Here is an 18,426-nt window from a genome sequence, read left to right as displayed (position 1 = left end):
GATGCGAAGTCTGCAGAAGTTCGCTTCCGTCCACGCCTCCGTCACCAACCATTTCAATCAGGAACGTAGCCTCTCGAGCAGACCTCTCTTCAAGGCCAACCGCGCCGCCGCTCTTGCCGAGTGGCGCCTTATCGGCGCGGCATAAGGGACAGCGTCACTGTCCTAGCTGAGACGCGTTCGAATTTGTCTGCCACCACCCTATCGGAGGCTCTCAACCGGCCAAACCCGCAAGTGCCAGATTTTCGAGGTAGTGCGCTTTTTCTTCTGGATCCGCATAGGCCACGAATTCACGTGCATGGGAAAGTGTGTAACGAACGCTCGCCCGATTGACCTCCGCCACGGTCTCCCGTGCTTCCTCAAGGCGACCTAGTGCAGCATAGCACGCAGCAGCATGGGCCAGGGCATTCGCGTGACAGGGTTGGGACGAGCGAATGCGTTCCAATCTTGGCATTGCCTCCTCATACCGGTGCAGGTTGAAAAGCGCCCTGCCATAGAACACGTGGAAAAGTTCTGGATAGTAGGGATTCAAGCGCATCGCCTCATCCAGAGCCGACAAAGCTTCAGCCGATCTACCTGCGTAGGTCAATGAGAACGCAAACATGCTGCGGAACTGCGCGTTTCCCGGATTAGCTTCTATTGCCCGACGCTGTTCTTCGATTCCGCGCTCAAATGCCTTGTCGCTCCACATGTAGACCCACCCGAGCACGGCATGTGCAAAGGGCTCTCGGTTATTTGCGGAAACGCCGGCCAGTCCGGCGGCCTTGGCCAAGTCGAGCGCCTTTCGTGTATCCTCGGCCCAAGCGTTTGACGCCTCTGAAATATGCGTCCACGCCACCAGCGCATGGGCCCGCGCCAATCCACCATCGCATTCCAGGGCTTTCTTCGCCTCCGCACGCGCTGCTCGGGCCTTGGCCGGTTCCATGCGGTAGTTAAGTTCGACCGCGCGCAGGAAATGGTCGTAGGCGTTCACCGCATCGTCACTTTTCTGAAGCGAAAGTCTATGATGCTGCCGCGTTATCGCGCCGACCAGAGTATTGACGATGACCGAACTTATTTCGTCCTGAACTTCAAAGATGTCCCGCATGTCACGATCATATCGCTCTGACCAAAGATCGTTGCCTCCAATCGGATCGACCAGTCGGGCCGTGACACGAATACGCGCACCGGCACGACGAACCGAGCCTTCGACAAGATATTGAACGCCCAGTTCGCGCGCGATTTCGCTGGGCGACAAGGATGCGTCGCGAAATGCAAAGCTTGAATGCCGCGCGATCACGAAGAGGTCGTCGTAGCGGGACAGGTCGGTAATGATGTCTTCGGTAATGCCGTCTGAGAAGTAGGTCTGCTCGGGATCGCCCGAGAGGTTCTGGAACGGCAGCACCGCGACCGAAGGCTTGTCAGGAAGCGTCGGGCCGTCAGGCTCCGTAACGCTGATCTCGGCATCGAACCGAAAGCCGCGCCGCGGGATCGTCTTGATGATCCGCTGCGAGGCCCCGTCGTCACCGAGCGCGGCACGGGCCGCGTTTATCCGGCTGGCAATGGCACTTTCTGAGACGATCCTGCCGCCCCAGACATGAGCGATGAGCTCGTCGCGCGTGACGATGTTCCCGGCATGGGTCGCGAGTTGGATGATCAGGTCAAGGACTTGGGGTTCCACCGGAACAGGGACGCCGGCGCGCGTGAGTTCGCCGCGAGCCGGATCGAGCCGAAAATCCAGGAAACTGATCGCCTGCGACCCTTTCATGGAAAGATATCACCACGCGGAAGCGGCCATCTCAAGACAAATGGATGCGGGGGCGAGGTCTTCCGAAGGGCTCCTGAAAGCCTCCTGAAAGCCTTCGGATGCGTTCGATGTCAGTCTTTTCTGCATGGCGTTGCCGCCAGGACAAAAGCTCAAGGAGGACGAGATGAAAACTCAGGACGCATACATCTTCACTCACGCCACCGAGATTGCCGAGCGCAGAAACAGGCACGGCCGGACGCTTCAGGCCAAGCAAGCGAAGCGCCTGGTGCTGGCTATCATGGCGGGCTTAGGTCGAGGGCTGGATCCCATTCGCGCCGCATTTCTGCGCACCGAAAGGCCCCGATCCAAATGAATGCGTGCGGTGACGATCCGGCATTCGAAGTGGTGCGGGCGGACTAATTCGAACCAGTTTGGCCTGACATGACCGTTCCCGTTGCGCGGCGGCGGGGGATGGGCGTCAGAGGAAGACCGTCGCCGTGGCAGGAACTGGCCTGCCCCGATCGGGTGGTCCAGTTTCAGTCTTAGTGCATGACAGGTCTGGGCGCTACGGTTGGGGTGGCCGGCGAAGCGGGCCCGGATGGCGGAGCCGGCCACTGCACGACCTCTGGGGCCGGGGGACGATACCCCAGAGATGAGTGCGGGCGGTCTTGTCAGACAAACCTGGCTATGGCGCCGGCTAGCGTCTGCCATGACCAAACCCAGCCCTTTCAAGTGGTTCAAGACCAGTCCCGAGATCATCCGCTTGGCGGTGATGCTGTATGTCCGCTTCCCGCTATCGCTCCGGAATGTCGAAGACATACTGCACGAGCGCGGGGTGGATGTCAGCCAAGAGACGATCCGCTATTGGTGGCACAGGTTCGGCCCGATGTTTGCCGCTGAGATCCGAAAACGCAGGATTCAGGGCATGAAATCCAGCCGTTGGCGTTGGCACGTCGACGAGATGTTTGTGAAGATCAATGGCGAGACACACTATCTCTGGCGCGCCGTCGACCACGAGGGTGAAGTCCTCGAGAGCGTGGTCACGAAGACCCGAGACAAGAAGGCTGCTCTGAAATTCTTAAGGAAAGCAATGAAGCGACATGGCCGCGCCGATGTCCTCGTGACGGATAAGCTTCGCTCCTACGGTGCCGCAATGAAGGAGCTTGGTGTAGCGGACCGGCAGGAAACGGGTCGCTGGCTGAACAACCGAGCCGAGAATTCGCACCTCGCATTTCGACGAAGAGAGCGGGTGATGCTCCGTTTCCGTCGCGTGCGAAGTCTTCAGAAATTCGCCGCCATCCACGCTTCGGTTTTGAACCACTTCAACCAGGCACGCAGCCTCTCCAGCCGATCCCTTTTCAAGGCCAACCGAACCGCAGCTCTTGCCGAGTGGCGAGATCTCTGCGCGGCATAAGGCACAGCTCTGCAATTCTTGTGGAGACTGGTTCGAATTCGTCTGGCAGCACCCAAAGTCTGTTTCGTCCACGAAGCGGACGGCCGCAGGGAGGCTGCGCTTCACACGGAAATCCGCCTTGGAGCCGGATTCGGAAATAGGCCCAGGGTCTGCTATCCTTTTCGAGCAGGAGGAGAATGGCATGGCGAACGCATATACCTACTCGTGTCGGGATTGTGAGGGGATGGAAGCTTGTCCCGCGAGCGTGGTGGCGGAGACCAAGGGCGAGGTCTGGAAGCTCATGGAGCTTCATGCACAGATCGCGCACGATGAAGATCCTGCCGATTGGGACAAAGAAACGCGGGCATACCTGGAGACCTTGATCAAGCCGGTGAGTGTCTAGGCGAACTGCAGAAACAGGGTCTCAGCTTTGCCCACGATCCTGCAGATCGGGGCAACGAAGGCCGACGGCTGTCGCTTTCCGCAGCCGACGTTCAGAACCAGAGCGATGCTCGACGGCATCGAGCCCGAAGCGGTCTATGCGAAGTACGGCCCAATTGTTACCGTGTGTGCTCGGAACCCCAAGCATTAGGTTTGGTCCCTTCCAGGAGCCGACGATGATTTCACTAGAAGCGCCGATGAGACTTGCCACGTCGGCGGATGCAGCGGAGCTTGCAGAGCTCGTTAACTTTGCCGGTGAGGGCCTACCACTTTACATCTGGAATGGGCTCGCCGAGGACGGGCAAGATCCGTGGGCGGTTGGCCGGGCACGACAGGCCGAAAAAGCGCGTGAAGGCCAAATTGTCGTCGTGGATTTTGGAAATGGCGCGGTCGCCAGCCTGACCGGTTACCGGATTGGCGCTGAACCGGTTGAGATTGGCGAGGATTTTCCAACGTTGTTCCGTCCGTTACAGGAGCTGGAAAACCGAGCGCTACAGAGTTGGTATGTGAACGTGCTGGCCTGCTATCCGCAGTTCCGCGGCCAAGGACTGGGTTCGCGTTTGCTAGATCTCGCGGATCAAATTGCCGTTGCGGAAGGCTTGAACCAGATGAGCGTAATCGTTTCCAGTAACAACATCGGTGCGCGGCGTCTGTACGAACGAAAGAGTTACCAAGAGGTGGCGACGGCCCCATGCGCGAAAGAAGGCTGGGAAACAGAGACTGAGAAATGGGTTCTTTTGGTCAAATCGCTAAACTGATCTGTGGCCGCTTTGTCCGTAACTCGGACGCAGGCGCTGCCCAGATCAGGGTCGGCGGAACGGCAGGTGCGAATTCTCAGCCCTGTTGTTCAACCAGCAGCCAGCCTCCTGCCGACCTTCGGCACCGAGTTCTTTTAGAGCACCGCCTTAGGACCCGAGTTTGTCCGTCACGATGGCATCGGTCTGACCGTGCCTGCGCATTGCTTTCTTGAGGAACTTCAACGCGGCCTTCTTGTCCCGCGTCTTCTTCACAAAGCTCTCCAGTGCCTCGCCTTAGTGATCCACGGCCCGCCAGAGATAGTGCCGCTCTCCGTTGACCTTCACGAAGACCTCGTCGAGGTGCCAACGCCACCGGCTGGACTTCATGCTCTGGATCCGACGCTTGCAGATCTCGGACGCAAAGCTCTGATTTACCTCCGAAGAAGGATCTCGATTCATTCAGGGAGTTGGAGGGAACGGATAACTGAGGTTAGATTTTTCGGGAACTCGGGCCAATGCTTGACGGTTCGTCCTCATCAGTTATCGCGGCGCGACACGCGGGGCCACGGTCAATCACGGGAACGGGCCAAATCAGAAGAAGAGGCTATCAATGAATGACGAAGATGAAATTCGTGAACTGATCGGAGCGCATTTTGAGGCGATGCGATGGGATAAGGATACTGAGCCAGACTGGGATCGCTTCAGAAGTGATTTCCACCTCGGTGCAACGCTTTGCGGAGCGGCACGTCCTTCGCAAATACACTCACTTGATGCGTTCATCGACCGGATGGAGTCGGTTGCGCGAATGAACTTGCACAGTTTCGAGGAGCACACGCAGGGCATGAAGATTCTGCGCTTCGGAAATATCGCCGTCGTTCTGGCGATGTCCGAACTCTTAGAAAACGGGACCGAGATCAATCACGACATAAGTGGCTATCTTCTCGTCAAGTCGGATGGCCGCTGGTCGATCATGGCACATGCCTGGGATCAAGCCGAAGAAGCGAATCCTGTTCCGGACCATCTGCGACAGTAGGCAGTCCTTCGTTGTTGACGAAGGGCCGCTTCGTCCGCTTATCGGACGTTGGCTTTGCAGCGGGAAGCCACGCGGCACGTGTTGCAGCGCGGATGCCTGGAGATGCAGACCCTGGCCGCGAAATCCAGCGTCGCCCAGTTTGTCTCGACCGGTTGCATGCGCACGAGCCAGTGCGACGCAGCCTGCAGCCAAGGGTCGAAGCGGATGTCCGACAGGGTGCGGGGCTTCACGAAGCGCTCCAAGACGCGCGTCATGTTGACGTCGACGAGGGGCGTCCGCGCCCCATGCTGGAAAAGTAGGATGGCGTTCATGACGTACTGGCCAACGCCCGGAACTTTGCCGAGCTCGCAGGGGTCTTTGGGGAATTGGCCGTTCCGCTTTGCGGCGTAAGTGGCGATTCCCTTGATAGACACCGCGCGTCGTCTCCACAGCCCGATAGGCTTGAGATGGCCCTCGAGCTCGGGGATCGAAGCATCGGCGATGTCGGACCAGCTCTCGAACCTTGCGAAGAACGCGGGGTAGATCGCGGCCACGGTCTCGGCCCTTGTTCTCTGCAGCAACACCTCGACGCATATTTTCTCGAACTCCGAGGCGCTGGGGCTACGCCACGGAAGGTCGCGCCCGTGATGGGAAAACCAGGCAAGGAGGTCCTTCCGCAGGAGGGAGATCTTGCGTTTCTCACCCGGGGACAGGAGCCCGAAGTCGGGCTTAACGAAGCGCATAGGACTTGCTCGGGGGGAAGAGGAGGCCAAGCGAACCGGCATTGATCTTGAAGAGGGGGCCCTTCTCGGAAACCCGCCCCTTGGGAGTCCTCTTGAGCAGGTGGTCCATGGTTATCTCTCCCTGTTCGAGCAGGAGATCAAACTGGGAAAGAATCGGCTTCCGGGTGTGGAGAACTTCTCGGGGCACTGACAGAAGAACTCGGCTTGAGGCGGGGCAGGGCGCTGGCTAGCCTCAGCGGATGACCAAACACGACCCCTTCAAGTGGTTCGAGACGAGCCCCGAAATCATCCGCCTGGCGGTGATGCTGTATGTCCGCTTCCCGCTATCGTTGCGAAACGGCGAAGATCTCCTCCATGAACGCGGTATCGATGTGAGCCATGAAGCGGTTCGGTTTTGGTGGCAAAGGTTCGGGCCGATGTTCGCCAACGAGATCAGGAAGCGCCGGATCAAGGGCATGAAGTCGAGCCGCTGGCGGTGGCACTTGGACGAGATGTTCGTGAAGATCAACGGCGAGCGCCATTACCTTTGGCGCGCCGTCGATCACGAAGGCGAAGTGCTGGAGAGCTTCGTCACGAAGAGACGGGACAAGAAAGCCGTGCTGAAATTTCTAAGGAAAGCAATGCGCAAGCACGGTCGGCCGGAGGTGATCGTTACCGACAAGCTCCGGTCCTATGGCGCCGCTCTCAAGGAGACCGGTGCTGATGCCCGACATGAAACCGGTCGCTGGGAGAACAACAGAGCGGAAAACTCGCACCTGCCGTTCCGACGACGCGAGCGGGCGATGCTGCGGTTTCGGCGGATGCGAAGTTTGCAGAAATTCGCCGCCGTCCATGCCTCGGTCTTCAACCATTTCAACTCGGAGCGCAGTCTCACCCGCCGACGCATCTTCAAGCTGAACCGTACCGTCGCTCTCGCCGAGTGGCGTGGTCTCTGCTCCGAGTAAAGGACAGCGATCCTGCTCTTGCTGAGACTGGTTCGCATTGCTCTGACAACCCTGCGGCGGATTTGTGCGTCGGGTCTTTTTCGACTGCATCTACGCAGTCCGCGATGAATGTGTCCAAGTCGAGCATTGAAGGTCCCTCCCCAACCCGAAGCTTAGCACAAAAGCGATCTTATCATGCGGGAGAACCACCGCCTGCTGTCGCCATGGTCAGGTGGAGCAGCATCAAGGGTTCGGGATTGGCCGATGGCGACTATACAGAGCAGACGGCAAATGACAACTCAGCAGGATCAATGGCCTTTGGGGGCGAGCATCAGATTACGCTAGCTGACCATTCGTTTCTGGGGCGCGAATACGCTGCATTTCAGCCACTTTCTGAAATTGGCTTCAAGGTCCGATGTTGAGTCGATTGTGACGGCGCCGGTTTCCATTTCTTGAGACAATGTCGTGATGCCCATCCAAACAGAAGTGAAGGCGCGCAAGTCCGCCGTCACGAGAATATCGACGTCGTATCCGGGATCGGTGCGGCACAGGTCCGTCCCCTCTTCGTCAACAAGAAGCCACCAATCGCGTAGAAGTTCCGTGAGCTCCGGGTACAAAAATTGAATCGTGCACCGGCGAGAAGGGCGTGGGTCGGGATCGAAATTGCGACGGATGTCCCACATCAGGAGAGAAGGGTCGAGGTTTCTAAGCGACAGGCGCGACTCGACCCACCTCTGACCCCAATTGCCGATCCCGATGACGAGAGGACGCAGTTCTTCACCGGCCTGAGTGAGGTGATACTCGGATGCACCGCGCTCCGTCTGCACCGACTTGATTACGCCGGCCAGTTCCAGCTCCTTGAGACGCTTGGACAGGAGACTGGGTGACATCTTGGGGACGCCCTTGCGGATGTCGTTGAAGCGAACCGAGCCGCACAGAAGTTCACGCATGACCAAGGGTGTCCAACGGGTGCAGATAACTTCGGATGCCATCGCGACCGGGCAGAACTGGCTGTAAAGGTTGGTAATCTCCATTGTCTTGCTCCTTTTCGGCCCATGGCCGCCGATGAGATTCACTTACTGTACTATCATGGAGAGCCAGATTCGGACGAACATGAGGGCATAAGGCTTACGAACCAGGGAGGAAGACATGGCCCAGACTGACCTCATGGACCGACCGACGGAACGCGATTTTGTCGAAGTTGCCAAAACTCTTGCGGCGAAATGCGCCAAGCAAGCTAGGGCCCGGGATGACGACGACAGTTTCGTCTCGGAAAGCTATGAACTGGCCAAGGATGCGGGCTTGATCGACGCCGGTGTGCCGGCCGAGCTCGGCGGTGGTGGCGCTGACATCCGCACACTCTGCGGCATCTTGAGGGAGCTGGCGCATGGCTGTTCGTCGACTGCACTTGCGCTTTCGATGCACACCCATCAGGTCGCCTTCCCGGCCTGGCGCTGGCACCACCAGACCTCGACCCGCGACAAGACGGAGCCGCTTCTGCGACGTATCGCGGACGAAAAGCTCGTCCTGCTTTCGTCTGGTGGTGGCGACTGGATCGGTGGTTCGGGCAAGGCGGAGCCGGTCGACGGCGGCTACAAGGTGACCGCGCGCAAGATGTTCGTTTCCGGCGGCCCGGCAGGCGACATCCTGATGACGAGCGCGGTGACGCCAGAAGACGGCGGGACGGTCATCCACTTCCCGTGTCCGATGTCGGCGCCAGAAATCTCCATTCTGGATACCTGGCACACATTGGGCATGCGCGGAACCGGCAGCCACGACGTGATGATCGACGGCCTGTTCGTGCCCGACGAGAAGGTGGCCGCGAAACGCCCACAGGGTGTCTGGCACCCGATCTTCTTCATGCTCGGGACCACAGCGTTCCCACTTATCTATGCCGTCTATCTCGGTGTGGCCGAACGTGCGCGCGACATTGCCATCGAGATCGCCTCCAAGCGTCCGCCTTCGGCGCTCCTTCGAGATCGTGCCGGGCGCATGGAAACCGCGCTGGTGGCCGCACGACTCGCCCATGCCCACATGATTGATGTCTCCGAACGCAATGACCCCTCAGCCGAGACGGTCGGGCAAGTCATGACCGGCCGCCGGCTTGTCGAGGAAAACGCCATCCGGAGCGTTGAGCTTGCGCTTGAACTGGCAGGCGGTGCTGGCTTTTACCGGAAGGCCGAGCTCGAACGTCTGTTTCGCGACATCCAGGCTGCGCGGTACCATCCACTGCAAAAGGAGATACAGGCGGAATACGTGGGCGCTCTGGCGCTCGGTCAGTCCACCGAGAAGATCTTCTGAGAGCATCCGCTCCGGTGCGATCGCGACGGTCGCGTTGCGCGAACCATGAACGGACATCCTACGAGGGTCTTGTCAGAAGAAACCTGATTGCCAGGCTGATCTTGGCTCGGTTGTTGACCTCAGCGGCGATCTGGAAGGCCTTTCTCCTTGTAGAACAAACGTCTGCGCCCTCCGCTCACCAAGGAGGACGGGGAAGGGGGGCCAAGCCCGATTCCTCTGACAGTACCCGACCGGCTTCTCGCGCACCGGGCGGCGGCACGCAGCCTGTGGCACTTGGTCATACTAGATGACGGTTCCGACGAGCGTGTTCGCGGCCGCCCCGATCGTTCGAATCGCCATCGCTCCCTCGAACTTGTCTGTGGACGTCGGCCGGCACCCGGCGGCCGATTTCCGCAGAAGTGTCGATAGACGTGTGCCAGAACCCGCTCTAATACAATCCGCGTGCCGTACCTGCGTCATTGCTGGTCCTGGTGAAAAACTCAATCGGAGTTCATGGCATGGTTTCGCCGCTCGTGTTTCTTCGGTTCCGCGTGAGGCCGGTAATCGGCGTCATGACCGCTGTTCTGGCAATCGCAACTGGCAATGCGGTGGCGGAGACTGTGGAAGTTGTAGGAGAAGTCACGGAAGTGGACCTCTCCGCTCTGGCCTTCGACGGGCCGACGGCGGTGAAGGTTCGTACGGCCGGAGGGGGCGTCGAGACGATCACCGTACCTTCGCAAGGCCGGAACCTTTGCGCTGCACGGGCCAATCTTGCCCCTCCGGAAGAATTGCGTGCCGGGGCCCTTGTCTCGGTGCTCGGGACGAGATCAGAGGATGGCGCGATCGTTCCCTGTGGCGATGAGAGTCACTCATTTCACCTTCTGTCGCGACATTCGGTACAGGAGCATGGTTTCCGGTTCACGTTCCGTGTCGAGCCGGCAGGCTATGCAGCTGTGCCGGCAACGGATGGCCAAAGCCCGGACCTCATGTACGGCCTGTCCCTGATGGTACGCGACGACCTTGATACGTTCTCCGAAGACGCAGGCGCCCGGGACGGCCCGAAATCCATCACAATCGAGATATATGACAACAGCCCGCACCTCCACGCACCGGTTTGGGTCGATCGCAACAAGACGAAATCGCATGTCGACCTGGCGCGGAGTCCAATCGAAGAGACCGTGCTTGCCGGAGCCAATGCGGTGCGGTATCGCACCGACGGCCTGTATCAGAACGAACACATCGTCGCTGCGCACGACAGCAAGATTTTCGTATTTACCGTCGCTTATGACTCACTCGAAGACGATATCTATCTGAATTTTATTGATTTGTTGTCGACCTTCGAGTTCATTCCGTCTCAATGATGGTACCCGTGTCCTTACTCAGCGAACTAAGCTAGCGACGTTGCGCAGCGGCGCCTTGGCCTGCCCCGATCGAGTGGTCCGGTTTCAGTCTTGGTGCATGAGGGGTCTTGGCGCTACGGCTGGGGTGGCCGGCGAAGCGGCTCCGGATGGCGAAGCCGGCCACGAGATGACCTCTGGAGTCGGGGGCCGATAGCCCCGGGATGAGTGTGGGCGCATGGTGTTGTAGTACCGACGCCAGCTCTCGATGACGATCTTCGACTCGGCGAGGCTGTAGAAGATCTCGCCGTTGAGCAGCTCATCCCGTGGCTTCGCATTGAAGCTCTGGCAGTATCCGTTCTCCGAAGGTGACCTTGGCTCGATGTAGGCGGTCCTGGCACCGACGGCTGGCCTGCCCCCTTAGAAGTGGTCCTCCCTGAAGTAGGCTTTCGAGCCAGTTGGAGGATGAAGGAATGCCCCAGATCGGAGCCGGATCAGTGATCGATCCAGTGGATCGATCACCCGGCAGAGCGCACAAGCCTGAAGAGATCGTCGCGAAGCTGCTGCAGGTCGACGTGTTGGTGTCGCAAGGCCAGTCCGTGGCCGAGGCGGTGCGTTCGATTGGCGTGAGGCAGTTCACCTACTACCGGTGGCGGAAGGAGTTCGGGGGCCTGAAGACCAACGAGGTGAAGCGGCTGAAGGATCTGGAGAAGGAGAACGAGCGCCTGCGGAAAGCCGTCTCGGATCGAGGACTTCAGGACCGCGCTCGAGACCGAGGAGGATCCTGGGGAGGTCGCGGAACTCGAGAGAGCATCGAAGCGGGCCGAAAGGTGCTCCGCAGGCTCGAGCGGCTGCTGCCGAGGTGACGCTGGGCCGGGGTGGGGGAGGGCGATAGCCCGGATCGGACAGAGTACCGGCTAGTCGCTGTTCGCCAGGGCAAGACTCAAGGAACGAGATGGGCGGAAAGCGGTCTTTCGCCGCGACAGTAATCAAACGCCTGCTTCGCGTGATTAAGCGGCCAAAGGACGAAGTCAGAATACCTCAGGCTCGCTCAATCCGCGTTTCGGAACTCCGCATGGCAGGCGTTGCAGGTCGCCGCGACGTGCCAGGCCGCGAACACGGAACCAGACTGTCGCATCATGCCGCCGCCCTGCATCATGGCGGGGCCCATCTCCGCATTCTCCCACTTCTTAGGCAGGTTGCCGACAGGTGGCGTTTCGGCCTGCGCCGCCAGTTCGCCCGACCAGCTTTCAAGCATCAGCGAAAGATGCTCGAAGGATCCGAAATCCAACCAGATCGCATCTTTCGCTTCGCTGGGCGCCTCATTAGACCCCTTCGGAAAAAGTGCCGTCATGTGCTTGCCTGCACCTTCCTGGATTTCCAAGCCTGCGCGCCGCACTGCTTCCGGATCGTAGGAAAGTTCGCCGTGCAGCATAGCGAAGATGCGTTCGACTAGCTCTTCGAAACGCTCCATCTTTTCCATGCGCTCCTTGACCACGCCTGTCGCTTTCTCATGCGCGATCGCCACGGAAGCGACGCTAAAAGCGAGTGCGCTCAAAAGTAGCCACGACTTCATGACGACCCCTCCGATCCGGGATGAAACATCCCTCAGCTAGTATGCAGCCGAGAACTGCTCTTGTCACACTGGGATAGCAGATCGAACGACGGCCATGGGCTCAGATCAGGCGTTCGCTGCGGCCCCTATCAACGTCCGCTTCGGGCCGTTGAGTGACGAACGCCTTGCTCGCCTCCCGCCTGTATGCCGCGACGCGGAGAAGGTCAGGTCCGAGCCCATTTTTCACCGATGCTGTGGCCTGCACGAATGTCCGTGAAGCAAACCATGAACACTGAAAAACTTTATGAAAACCATCGGGCCCTGCGCTAAGCTTGCGTCAAGTTGCTTGCTGGGAAAGTTTTGGGAGATGCTTGAAAACGTGAACTGGGCTGCGATTGAGGGGATGGCATCCGTGGCCGGCGCGATCGGTGTCGTGATCTCAATCATCTATTTGATATACGAAGTCCGCCACAATGCGCACGCGATTGAAGGCGCCACTGTCCAGTCACTTATGAGCCTTGAGCGCGAAGTGTTTGCTTTGCTGGCTGAGAACGCTGATCTGATGATCAGGGGAGGCGAAGATCCCGCTGTGCTTTCGGATGCGCAACTCTACCAATATGAACGCGGTGTAGGGACATACATGTCATTGATATACTCCGCCTATATTCAGCACAAACGAGATTTGGTCGAAGATGAGGTTTGGGACGCCTATCTGAATGCCCTCGATCGGCATATGCAAGCACCTGGCTTTTCCGCGACTTGGCGGCGCATCTGTGTTGGATACCCTAAGAGCTTTCAGGATCTGATCAAGGAACGTTTTCCACAAGTTCGTGATGCAAAGGAAGCGGTATGAGGTCAAAGAGCAAGGGGTAAATCCTTCTAGAAAATGCCTATAAACTCTAGGCTCAGGACCTATTGATCTCGCGCTTACGGCATGATTCAGGCTCCGCAAGGAGACTGACCGATGAGCAATCTTTTCTGGCTGACGGACGAGCAGATGGCGCGCCTTCAACCGTTCGTCGGGCAATCGATCCACCGGATCGATTGCTGATCCGCCTCACTCCCCAAGAGCCATGGCAAGCCACGCGTCGACGACCGGCGTGTCCTGAGCGGCATAATCTTCATCAATCGCAATGGCTTGCGCTGGTGCGACGCGCCCAGGGAATATGGACCGCCGAAGACGCTCTATAACCGCTGGAAGCGTTGGGGCGACATGGGGGTCTTTGCTCGGATCATGGAAGGTCTGGCCGCCGAGGGCGCCGAGCAGGAGACCGTCACGATCGACGCGACCTACCTGAAAGCGCACCGCACGGCCTCGAGCCTGCGGGTGAAAAAGGGGGATGCGGGCGCCTGATCGGGCGCACCAAGGGCGGGTTGAACACGAAGCTGCACGCCGTCACGGACGCAAAGGGCCGCCCGCTGCGGTTCTTCATGACCGCAGGCCAGGTCAGCGATTATACCGGTGCCGCACCCCTGTTGGGCAGCCTGCCTGCAGCCGAGTGGTCGATCGCGGATCGGGGATATGACGCCGACTGGTTCAGGGAAGCGTTGAAGGACAAGGGGATACGCCCCTGCATCCCCGGCAGGAAGTCCCGCGGGAAAGTCGTCCGCTACGACAAGCGCCGCTACAAACGGCGAAACCGGATCGAGATCATGTTCGGACGCCTGAAGGACTGGCGCCGCGTCGCAACCCGCTACGACAGATGCCCAAAGGTCTTCCTGTCCGCAGTCGCCCTCGCCGCAACCGTCATGTTTTGGCTTTGAAAATCAATGAGTCTGGAGCCTAGGGTCAGGACCCATTGATTTCCGACTGTCGGCGTGATTCAGTCTCCGCAAGGAGACCTGTCCCTGAAAAACCATTTTGACCTCTGGCGATAGACTCAATATTGGGCCGGCGTCCACCGAGAGAAATGCGATGGGTAAAGCCATTCTCCGGTCTCAAGTTGGACGAGCATGGCGATCGCAAGGCCAAGAACGCCGACCCAGAATGCGAAAAGGACCTTTAGCAGTATCTGGAAGACAAGATTCGCCCGGTAGTGCGCCAGCGTCATCAGTATCCAGCGCTTGAGAATCCCCACGATCGGCGACGACAGCACGGCAATCATCATGAGCCACATCGTGGCGAGGACCCAGACGATCATCGTGAAGCCGCCAGGGACGGAGATCTGGGTCATCGTCACGGGGAGAGGCACGAGAAGAACCACTGCCCAAACCATCTGCATCACGATGCCGAGAACCGGGTAGAGAAGCACGAACATGACGGCCAGCCCTGCGAACCTGACCTCGCCGAACAGTCTGACGATCAAGGGTTCGGGCCGATCCGCTCCGGCTGTCGCCGACCGCGCACGCCAGTCTCGCGCTAGACGACGCAACGAAACGTAAAGCGAAACCACGGAAATCAAGCTCACTCCGGTCCCGAACAGGGACAGGAGGATCACGAAATCCGTACTCAGTTGTGGCTCAAATGTTCCCGTAAAGAGGGGCCGATCCTCAAGGCGCCTCGCCGTTTCCTGAACCGGGTCACGCATTCTGTCGATGAGAAGGATGACGACCAGCCCCACGAACGCGACAGCAATGCTCAGCGCGGTTCGCACTCCCCACAGGAAGAGAGCGGCCAAGATATGACTCAGCGCAATATCCGGGACCCCACGCAGGCCAGGATCGAAAGGTTGCCGCTGCCTTCGCGCCAGAACCCCTTCCGCGAATTCATAGACGAGAAAGACGCCGATGGTCGCGGCCAGCAACGCGATGCCCGGCAGCAGAGCGAAAGCGAACTGGTAAAGCCACAGAAGCCAGACGGCCGTATCGAAGTCTCGGAGAGCCACTCAGCTTTCACCCAGAAAGACCCGCGCCGCAGCCACGAAGACCATGACAGATGCGGGGATCGAGGCGGCGCCCCATGCCAGGATTGTCGGGATCGTAAGACCGACAGGGATTCCCCGCCGCATCCCCCTGACCGCAAGCAGCACCAGCCCGCCAAGGTAGATCAGCGCATAGCTGAAGAAGCCAATCTCAAGGGCCAGGATTTCCGGATTCCATGGTGAGTCCACGCTCAAATCCCCCAGGGACTGATAGCCTCAAGCCAACCAAACCAAGAAGCTTTGACCCATGCTCGCGAGCGAGGCTACACGGTCGGCGAAGCGGCGCGGCCGGGCAAACTGCTTCAGAAACAGAACTATCACCGGTTACTTCGTCCGCCAAGCGGACGCTCAACGTACTGGAACCCGACAAAAGCGATCAGATGACCGATGCGAGCCCAGAGCGGATGCACAATTCTGGGTGCATCGCGGTGACCGCCTAGGTGCTTGCCCCGTTTGTCCGGTGATTCCTCCGAACAAGAGTCACTGCGGTTGCGCCGAATGTCGTGTGAAGCTCTTTCGCGTGCGGTAAGCCAGGGCCACGAGGGACAGTTTGTCCGGCTCCCGCTGTCGCTGCGAAACGTCGAGGACCTGCTTCACGAGCGTGGCGTCGAGATCAGCCACGAGACGGTGCGTTTCTGGTGGCATCGCTTCGGTCCGACGTTCGCTGCCGAGATCCGCAAACGCCGGATCGAGGGCATGCGATCAAGTCGTTGTCGATGGCACCTCGACGAGATGTTCGTGAAGATCAACGGCGAGCGGCACTATCTCTGGCGTGCCGTCGACCACGAAGGCGAGGTGCTCGAAAGCTTCGTCACAAAGACGCGGGACAAGAAGGCGGCCCTGAAATTCCTCAGAAAAGCGATCCGCAGGCACGGGAAGCCCGAATGCATCGTTTCGGACAAGCTGAGGTCCTACGGCGCCGCACTGAAGGAGTTCGGCTCAGATATCCGCCAGGAGACGGGCCGCTGGCTGAACAACAGGGCGGAGAACTCGCACCTGCCGTTCCGACGACGGGAGCGGGCGATGCTCCGATTCCGGCGGATGCGAAGTCTCCAGAAGTTCGCCTCCGTCCATGCCTCCGTCACCAACCACCTCAATCTGGAACGCAGCCTCTCAAGTCGACCCCTCTTCAAGGCCAATCGCGCCGCCGCCCTCGCCGAGTGGCGCGGTCTCCGTGCGGAATAAGGGACAGCGTCCCTGTCCTAGCTAAGACTGGTTCGAATTAGTCTGCCAGCACCCGACAATGCGGTCGCACTGGTCCTCAGCGACATCATTATGCCGGGTGGCATGTCCGGTCATGACGTTGCGGATTGGGTGCTCGCGAACAGGCCCGACGTCGGCGTGCTGATGACCTCGGCCCATGATACGGGCGACATGGCGGGGCCACGAAATCGGAGTACTCCCGTGAGAAAGCTCGGCAAGCCACATACGCTATGCGATCTCGCTCGCGCAATCCGCGATGCGCTCGACGCGGGTCTTGTCAGAGTAACTCGGCTTGAGATGGGGCAGGGCGCTGACTAGGGTCAGGACCCATTGATCTCGAGCTTGCGGCATGATTCAGGCTCCGCAAGGAGACTGACCGATGAGCAATCTTTTCTGGCTGACGGACGAGCAGATGGCGCGTCTTCAACCGTTCGTCGGGCAATCGATCCACCGGATCGATTGCTGATCCGCCTCACTCCCCAAGAGCCATGGCAAGCCACGCGTCGACGACCGGCGTGACCTGAGCGGCATAGTTTTCATCAGTCGCAACGGCTTGCGCGGGTGCGATGCGCCCAGGGATTAAGGACCGCCCAAGACGCTCTACAACCACTGGAAGCGTTGGGGCGACATGGGGGTCTTTGCCCGGATGATGGAGGGGCTGGCCGCCGAGGGTACACCGCTCTCTAATCCTCGGCGTCTTCACTATTGCCTTGGATCATTGCACCGGAAATTCCCATCAACGATCTTACTCAAGATGGTTCACTGTTCTGGCCAACTCCTATCGGGAGTTGGTGAGTTTGAGCACCCGAACAAGAAGGGCGAATATATTGCCGAGCCATACAGACCTAAGGCAAAGACTGAGGTCCGAACTTCGCTGGCAATGGCCACTGGCAAGCGGTCTCGGAGCAATGGCAGGCGCTGGCGCTGCCGTGTTCTTCTTCCCCAGCGCTGCCTTTGGGCAGAACCCTACGGGACAGTTCGGCTGGCATCTTGTTGGCTTCGCGCTCCTGGTGGGGGTCTCCTTTGCGATGGCGCAGTGGAGCGTCTTGAAGCGACTTACAGGTCGCTATCTGGGCACCAACCCATTTCTCGTGGGTCTTTGGATACCGGCATCTTCTGTGGCGATAATGGCGATGTTGATTCCGTTGTGGTGGGTGCCCGGTGGGTTTTTCTTTTGGTTTCCGTGGCTCCTAGCCCAAAGAATTTTTCCAGGTGTTCTCGTTCTTGCCATCCTCCAATGGCTGATCTTGCGTCGAATAACGGCCACCGGCTCTAAATGGGTAGTCCTTACAATTGTGGGAGCTTCTGTTGGCGCCACCTTGGGGCTGTTTTGGCCCATTCTTCTTGCGCCGATCTTATTGTCGCCGGGGCCAATTGAATTCATTCCATTTGAAGTTCCATGGGCTTTTTTGACCGGCGGCACAATTGGTCTCCTCCAGGCCGGCGAGCTGTCCGCATCTATTGTCGCGGCGATCGAGCGCATGGAAAGCAGTTAGAGTGTCCAGCAATCGTTCGAGGCGAAAGCGCAGGCTACACGTGGTTATTCGGTTCCTTCTTGGCTGGATCGGCCTGGTGTCCTTCGAGCTACTAGTCTATGCGCTGTTTGCGCTAGCCATGATCCTCGCGATCTACTTTGGACTCGTGGAGTTCCCATAGACTTCAAGATCCAAGGCAAACAGAGTCTCCGACGTGTCGCTTTCGCGGGAGAAGGCCTTGTCAGACAAACTCGGCTTGAGACGGGGTAGGGCACTGGCTAGCGTCCGTGAATGACGAAACGCAGCCCATTCAGGTACTTCAATACCATCCCCGAGATCATCCGCTTTGCTGTGATGCTCTACGTCCGGTTCCCGCTCTCGCTCCGGAATGTCGAGGACCTGCTGCATGAGCGGGGTGTCTAGGTCAGCCACGAGACAGTCCGGTTCTGGTGGCATCGCTTCGGTCCGATGTTCGCCTCCGAGATCCGAAAGCGCCGGATCGAAGGGATGAAATCCAGCCGATGGCGTTGGCGTCTCGACGAGATCTTCGTGAAGATCAATGGTGAGCGGCACTACCTCTGGCGGGCCGTCGATCATGAAGGCGAGGTGCTGGAAAGGTACTGTCAAAGAAACCAGGCTTGAGGCGGGGCAGGGGGCTCGGTAGCGTCTCGGCATGACCAAAGCCAGCCCGTTCAAGTGGTTCAAGACCAGCCCCGAGATCATCCGCCTGGCGGTGATGATGT

General features: G+C 59.1%; 17 protein-coding genes and 9 pseudogenes. 16 read left to right on the top strand and 10 right to left on the bottom strand.

The annotated features are described in order from the left end of the window. Nucleotides 1–145, top strand: a pseudogene (locus tag ABCN56_RS19650) (IS6 family transposase); the annotation flags it as partial. 66 nt (nt 146–211) lie between these two features. Here the strand turns inward: ABCN56_RS19650 and ABCN56_RS19645 are convergent. Beyond that, nucleotides 212–1,744 carry a winged helix-turn-helix domain-containing tetratricopeptide repeat protein gene (locus ABCN56_RS19645; protein WP_343082528.1) on the bottom strand — a complete coding sequence of 511 codons (1,533 nt, stop codon included), beginning with the start codon at nt 1,742–1,744 and terminating at the stop codon, nt 212–214. Nucleotides 1,745–1,907: 163 nt separating this feature from the next. On the opposite strand from ABCN56_RS19645, the gene ABCN56_RS19640 reads away from it, so the two are divergent. After that, the gene (locus ABCN56_RS19640) at nt 1,908–2,096 is read left to right on the top strand and encodes a hypothetical protein (RefSeq protein WP_343082527.1); all 189 of its coding nucleotides are present in this window, start codon (nt 1,908–1,910) and stop codon (nt 2,094–2,096) included. Between the two features lie 169 nt (nt 2,097–2,265). Here the strand turns inward: ABCN56_RS19640 and ABCN56_RS19635 are convergent. After that, a pseudogene (locus tag ABCN56_RS19635) lies at nt 2,266–2,388 on the bottom strand (IS3 family transposase); the annotation flags it as partial. Between the two features lie 44 nt (nt 2,389–2,432). Between ABCN56_RS19635 and ABCN56_RS19630 the strand changes: the two are divergent. From ABCN56_RS19630 to ABCN56_RS19620, 3 genes are all read left to right on the top strand, one after another. Then, complete coding sequence (locus tag ABCN56_RS19630; protein ID WP_343082526.1) at nt 2,433–3,137, top strand: IS6 family transposase; 705 nt, start codon at nt 2,433–2,435, stop codon at nt 3,135–3,137. 181 nt (nt 3,138–3,318) lie between these two features. Then, entirely contained in the window at nt 3,319–3,519 is a 201-nt protein-coding gene (locus ABCN56_RS19625; protein WP_343082525.1) for a DUF1059 domain-containing protein, read from the top strand. 214 nt (nt 3,520–3,733) lie between these two features. Next, nucleotides 3,734–4,315, top strand: coding sequence for a GNAT family N-acetyltransferase (locus tag ABCN56_RS19620; protein WP_343082524.1), 582 nt, complete (start codon nt 3,734–3,736; stop codon nt 4,313–4,315). 51 nt (nt 4,316–4,366) lie between these two features. Here the strand turns inward: ABCN56_RS19620 and ABCN56_RS19615 are convergent. Continuing rightward, nucleotides 4,367–4,717 (bottom strand): annotated as a pseudogene (locus tag ABCN56_RS19615) (DDE-type integrase/transposase/recombinase); the annotation flags it as partial. Between the two features lie 187 nt (nt 4,718–4,904). Here ABCN56_RS19615 and ABCN56_RS19610 point away from each other — a divergent pair. Further along, the gene (locus ABCN56_RS19610; protein WP_343082523.1) at nt 4,905–5,327 is read left to right on the top strand and encodes a nuclear transport factor 2 family protein; all 423 of its coding nucleotides are present in this window, start codon (nt 4,905–4,907) and stop codon (nt 5,325–5,327) included. A 38-nt stretch (nt 5,328–5,365) separates the two neighbouring features. Here ABCN56_RS19610 and ABCN56_RS19605 read toward each other — a convergent pair whose 3' ends face one another. Further along, entirely contained in the window at nt 5,366–6,049 is a 684-nt protein-coding gene (locus ABCN56_RS19605) for an endonuclease III domain-containing protein (RefSeq protein ID WP_343082522.1), read from the bottom strand. Continuing rightward, nucleotides 6,036–6,236, bottom strand: a complete 201-nt coding sequence (locus tag ABCN56_RS19720; RefSeq protein WP_425466131.1) for an MvaI/BcnI family restriction endonuclease — start codon at nt 6,234–6,236, stop codon at nt 6,036–6,038. The genes ABCN56_RS19605 and ABCN56_RS19720 overlap by 14 nt, the downstream gene beginning before the upstream one ends. A 52-nt stretch (nt 6,237–6,288) precedes the next feature. Between ABCN56_RS19720 and ABCN56_RS19600 the strand changes: the two genes are divergently transcribed. After that, a complete protein-coding gene (locus ABCN56_RS19600; RefSeq protein WP_343082521.1) occupies nt 6,289–6,993 on the top strand; it encodes an IS6 family transposase in 705 nt (234 codons plus the stop codon). Between the two features lie 320 nt (nt 6,994–7,313). Here the strand turns inward: ABCN56_RS19600 and ABCN56_RS19595 are convergent, their stop codons facing one another. Then, the gene (locus ABCN56_RS19595) at nt 7,314–8,006 is read right to left on the bottom strand and encodes a winged helix-turn-helix transcriptional regulator (RefSeq protein ID WP_343082520.1); all 693 of its coding nucleotides are present in this window, start codon (nt 8,004–8,006) and stop codon (nt 7,314–7,316) included. A gap of 115 nt (nt 8,007–8,121) precedes the next feature. Here ABCN56_RS19595 and ABCN56_RS19590 point away from each other — a divergent pair, with 115 nt between their 5' ends. Both ABCN56_RS19590 and ABCN56_RS19585 read left to right on the top strand, forming a co-directional pair. After that, nucleotides 8,122–9,273: an acyl-CoA dehydrogenase family protein gene (locus tag ABCN56_RS19590; protein WP_343082519.1), complete on the top strand. Its 1,152-nt coding sequence runs from the start codon at nt 8,122–8,124 to the stop codon at nt 9,271–9,273. Between the two features lie 497 nt (nt 9,274–9,770). Beyond that, nucleotides 9,771–10,613, top strand: coding sequence for a hypothetical protein (locus tag ABCN56_RS19585; protein ID WP_343082518.1), 843 nt, complete (start codon nt 9,771–9,773; stop codon nt 10,611–10,613). Nucleotides 10,614–10,697: 84 nt separating this feature from the next. Here the strand turns inward: ABCN56_RS19585 and ABCN56_RS19580 are convergent. Then, nucleotides 10,698–10,997 (bottom strand): annotated as a pseudogene (locus ABCN56_RS19580) (integrase core domain-containing protein); the annotation flags it as partial. A gap of 65 nt (nt 10,998–11,062) precedes the next feature. Between ABCN56_RS19580 and ABCN56_RS19575 the strand changes: the two are divergent. Continuing rightward, nucleotides 11,063–11,345, top strand: a pseudogene (locus ABCN56_RS19575) (transposase); the annotation flags it as partial. 295 nt (nt 11,346–11,640) lie between these two features. Here the strand turns inward: ABCN56_RS19575 and ABCN56_RS19570 are convergent. Then, the gene (locus tag ABCN56_RS19570) at nt 11,641–12,165 is read right to left on the bottom strand and encodes a c-type cytochrome (protein WP_343082517.1); all 525 of its coding nucleotides are present in this window, start codon (nt 12,163–12,165) and stop codon (nt 11,641–11,643) included. A 346-nt stretch (nt 12,166–12,511) separates the two neighbouring features. Between ABCN56_RS19570 and ABCN56_RS19565 the strand changes: the two genes are divergently transcribed. Together ABCN56_RS19565 and ABCN56_RS19560 are read left to right on the top strand one after the other, a co-directional pair. Beyond that, nucleotides 12,512–12,997, top strand: a complete 486-nt coding sequence (locus tag ABCN56_RS19565; RefSeq protein ID WP_343082516.1) for a hypothetical protein — start codon at nt 12,512–12,514, stop codon at nt 12,995–12,997. Nucleotides 12,998–13,108: 111 nt separating this feature from the next. Further along, nucleotides 13,109–13,908: pseudogene (locus ABCN56_RS19560) on the top strand (IS5 family transposase). A 116-nt stretch (nt 13,909–14,024) separates the two neighbouring features. Here ABCN56_RS19560 and ABCN56_RS19555 read toward each other — a convergent pair. Both ABCN56_RS19555 and ABCN56_RS19550 read right to left on the bottom strand, forming a co-directional pair. Continuing rightward, nucleotides 14,025–14,969 (bottom strand): hypothetical protein, encoded by a 945-nt coding sequence (locus tag ABCN56_RS19555; RefSeq protein WP_343082515.1) that lies wholly within the window; start codon nt 14,967–14,969, stop codon nt 14,025–14,027. Further along, nucleotides 14,970–15,194, bottom strand: coding sequence for a hypothetical protein (locus tag ABCN56_RS19550; RefSeq protein WP_343082514.1), 225 nt, complete (start codon nt 15,192–15,194; stop codon nt 14,970–14,972). 360 nt (nt 15,195–15,554) lie between these two features. Between ABCN56_RS19550 and ABCN56_RS19545 the strand changes: the two are divergent. The 4 genes and pseudogenes from ABCN56_RS19545 to ABCN56_RS19530 all read left to right on the top strand — a co-directional run. After that, nucleotides 15,555–16,190 (top strand): annotated as a pseudogene (locus ABCN56_RS19545) (IS6 family transposase); the annotation flags it as partial. A 397-nt stretch (nt 16,191–16,587) separates the two neighbouring features. Continuing rightward, nucleotides 16,588–16,878, top strand: a pseudogene (locus ABCN56_RS19540) (transposase); the annotation flags it as partial. Between the two features lie 238 nt (nt 16,879–17,116). After that, nucleotides 17,117–17,704: a hypothetical protein gene (locus ABCN56_RS19535; protein ID WP_343082529.1), complete on the top strand. Its 588-nt coding sequence runs from the start codon at nt 17,117–17,119 to the stop codon at nt 17,702–17,704. A gap of 270 nt (nt 17,705–17,974) precedes the next feature. Further along, nucleotides 17,975–18,319 (top strand): annotated as a pseudogene (locus ABCN56_RS19530) (IS6 family transposase); the annotation flags it as partial. Between the last annotated feature and the right edge of the window lie 107 nt (nt 18,320–18,426).

Origin of the sequence: Ostreiculturibacter nitratireducens (genome assembly GCF_032670585.1) — a bacterium.
Lineage (GTDB): Bacteria > Pseudomonadota > Alphaproteobacteria > Rhodobacterales > Rhodobacteraceae > Ostreiculturibacter > Ostreiculturibacter nitratireducens.
This window is presented reverse-complemented; position numbering and strand designations above follow the sequence as displayed.

What these genes read in the sequence shown, in the direction of transcription:
- ABCN56_RS19645 (WP_343082528.1), bottom strand. Translation starts at nt 1,744, where the DNA reads ATGAAAGGGTCGCAGGCGATCAGTTTCCTGGATTTTCGGCTCGATCCG.
- ABCN56_RS19640 (WP_343082527.1), top strand. Translation starts at nt 1,908, where the DNA reads ATGAAAACTCAGGACGCATACATCTTCACTCACGCCACCGAGATTGCC.
- ABCN56_RS19630 (WP_343082526.1), top strand. Translation starts at nt 2,433, where the DNA reads ATGACCAAACCCAGCCCTTTCAAGTGGTTCAAGACCAGTCCCGAGATC.
- ABCN56_RS19625 (WP_343082525.1), top strand. Translation starts at nt 3,319, where the DNA reads ATGGCGAACGCATATACCTACTCGTGTCGGGATTGTGAGGGGATGGAA.
- ABCN56_RS19620 (WP_343082524.1), top strand. Translation starts at nt 3,734, where the DNA reads ATGATTTCACTAGAAGCGCCGATGAGACTTGCCACGTCGGCGGATGCA.
- ABCN56_RS19610 (WP_343082523.1), top strand. Translation starts at nt 4,905, where the DNA reads ATGAATGACGAAGATGAAATTCGTGAACTGATCGGAGCGCATTTTGAG.
- ABCN56_RS19605 (WP_343082522.1), bottom strand. Translation starts at nt 6,049, where the DNA reads ATGCGCTTCGTTAAGCCCGACTTCGGGCTCCTGTCCCCGGGTGAGAAA.
- ABCN56_RS19600 (WP_343082521.1), top strand. Translation starts at nt 6,289, where the DNA reads ATGACCAAACACGACCCCTTCAAGTGGTTCGAGACGAGCCCCGAAATC.
- ABCN56_RS19595 (WP_343082520.1), bottom strand. Translation starts at nt 8,006, where the DNA reads ATGGAGATTACCAACCTTTACAGCCAGTTCTGCCCGGTCGCGATGGCA.
- ABCN56_RS19590 (WP_343082519.1), top strand. Translation starts at nt 8,122, where the DNA reads ATGGCCCAGACTGACCTCATGGACCGACCGACGGAACGCGATTTTGTC.
- ABCN56_RS19585 (WP_343082518.1), top strand. Translation starts at nt 9,771, where the DNA reads ATGGTTTCGCCGCTCGTGTTTCTTCGGTTCCGCGTGAGGCCGGTAATC.
- ABCN56_RS19570 (WP_343082517.1), bottom strand. Translation starts at nt 12,165, where the DNA reads ATGAAGTCGTGGCTACTTTTGAGCGCACTCGCTTTTAGCGTCGCTTCC.
- ABCN56_RS19565 (WP_343082516.1), top strand. Translation starts at nt 12,512, where the DNA reads ATGCTTGAAAACGTGAACTGGGCTGCGATTGAGGGGATGGCATCCGTG.
- ABCN56_RS19535 (WP_343082529.1), top strand. Translation starts at nt 17,117, where the DNA reads ATGGCAGGCGCTGGCGCTGCCGTGTTCTTCTTCCCCAGCGCTGCCTTT.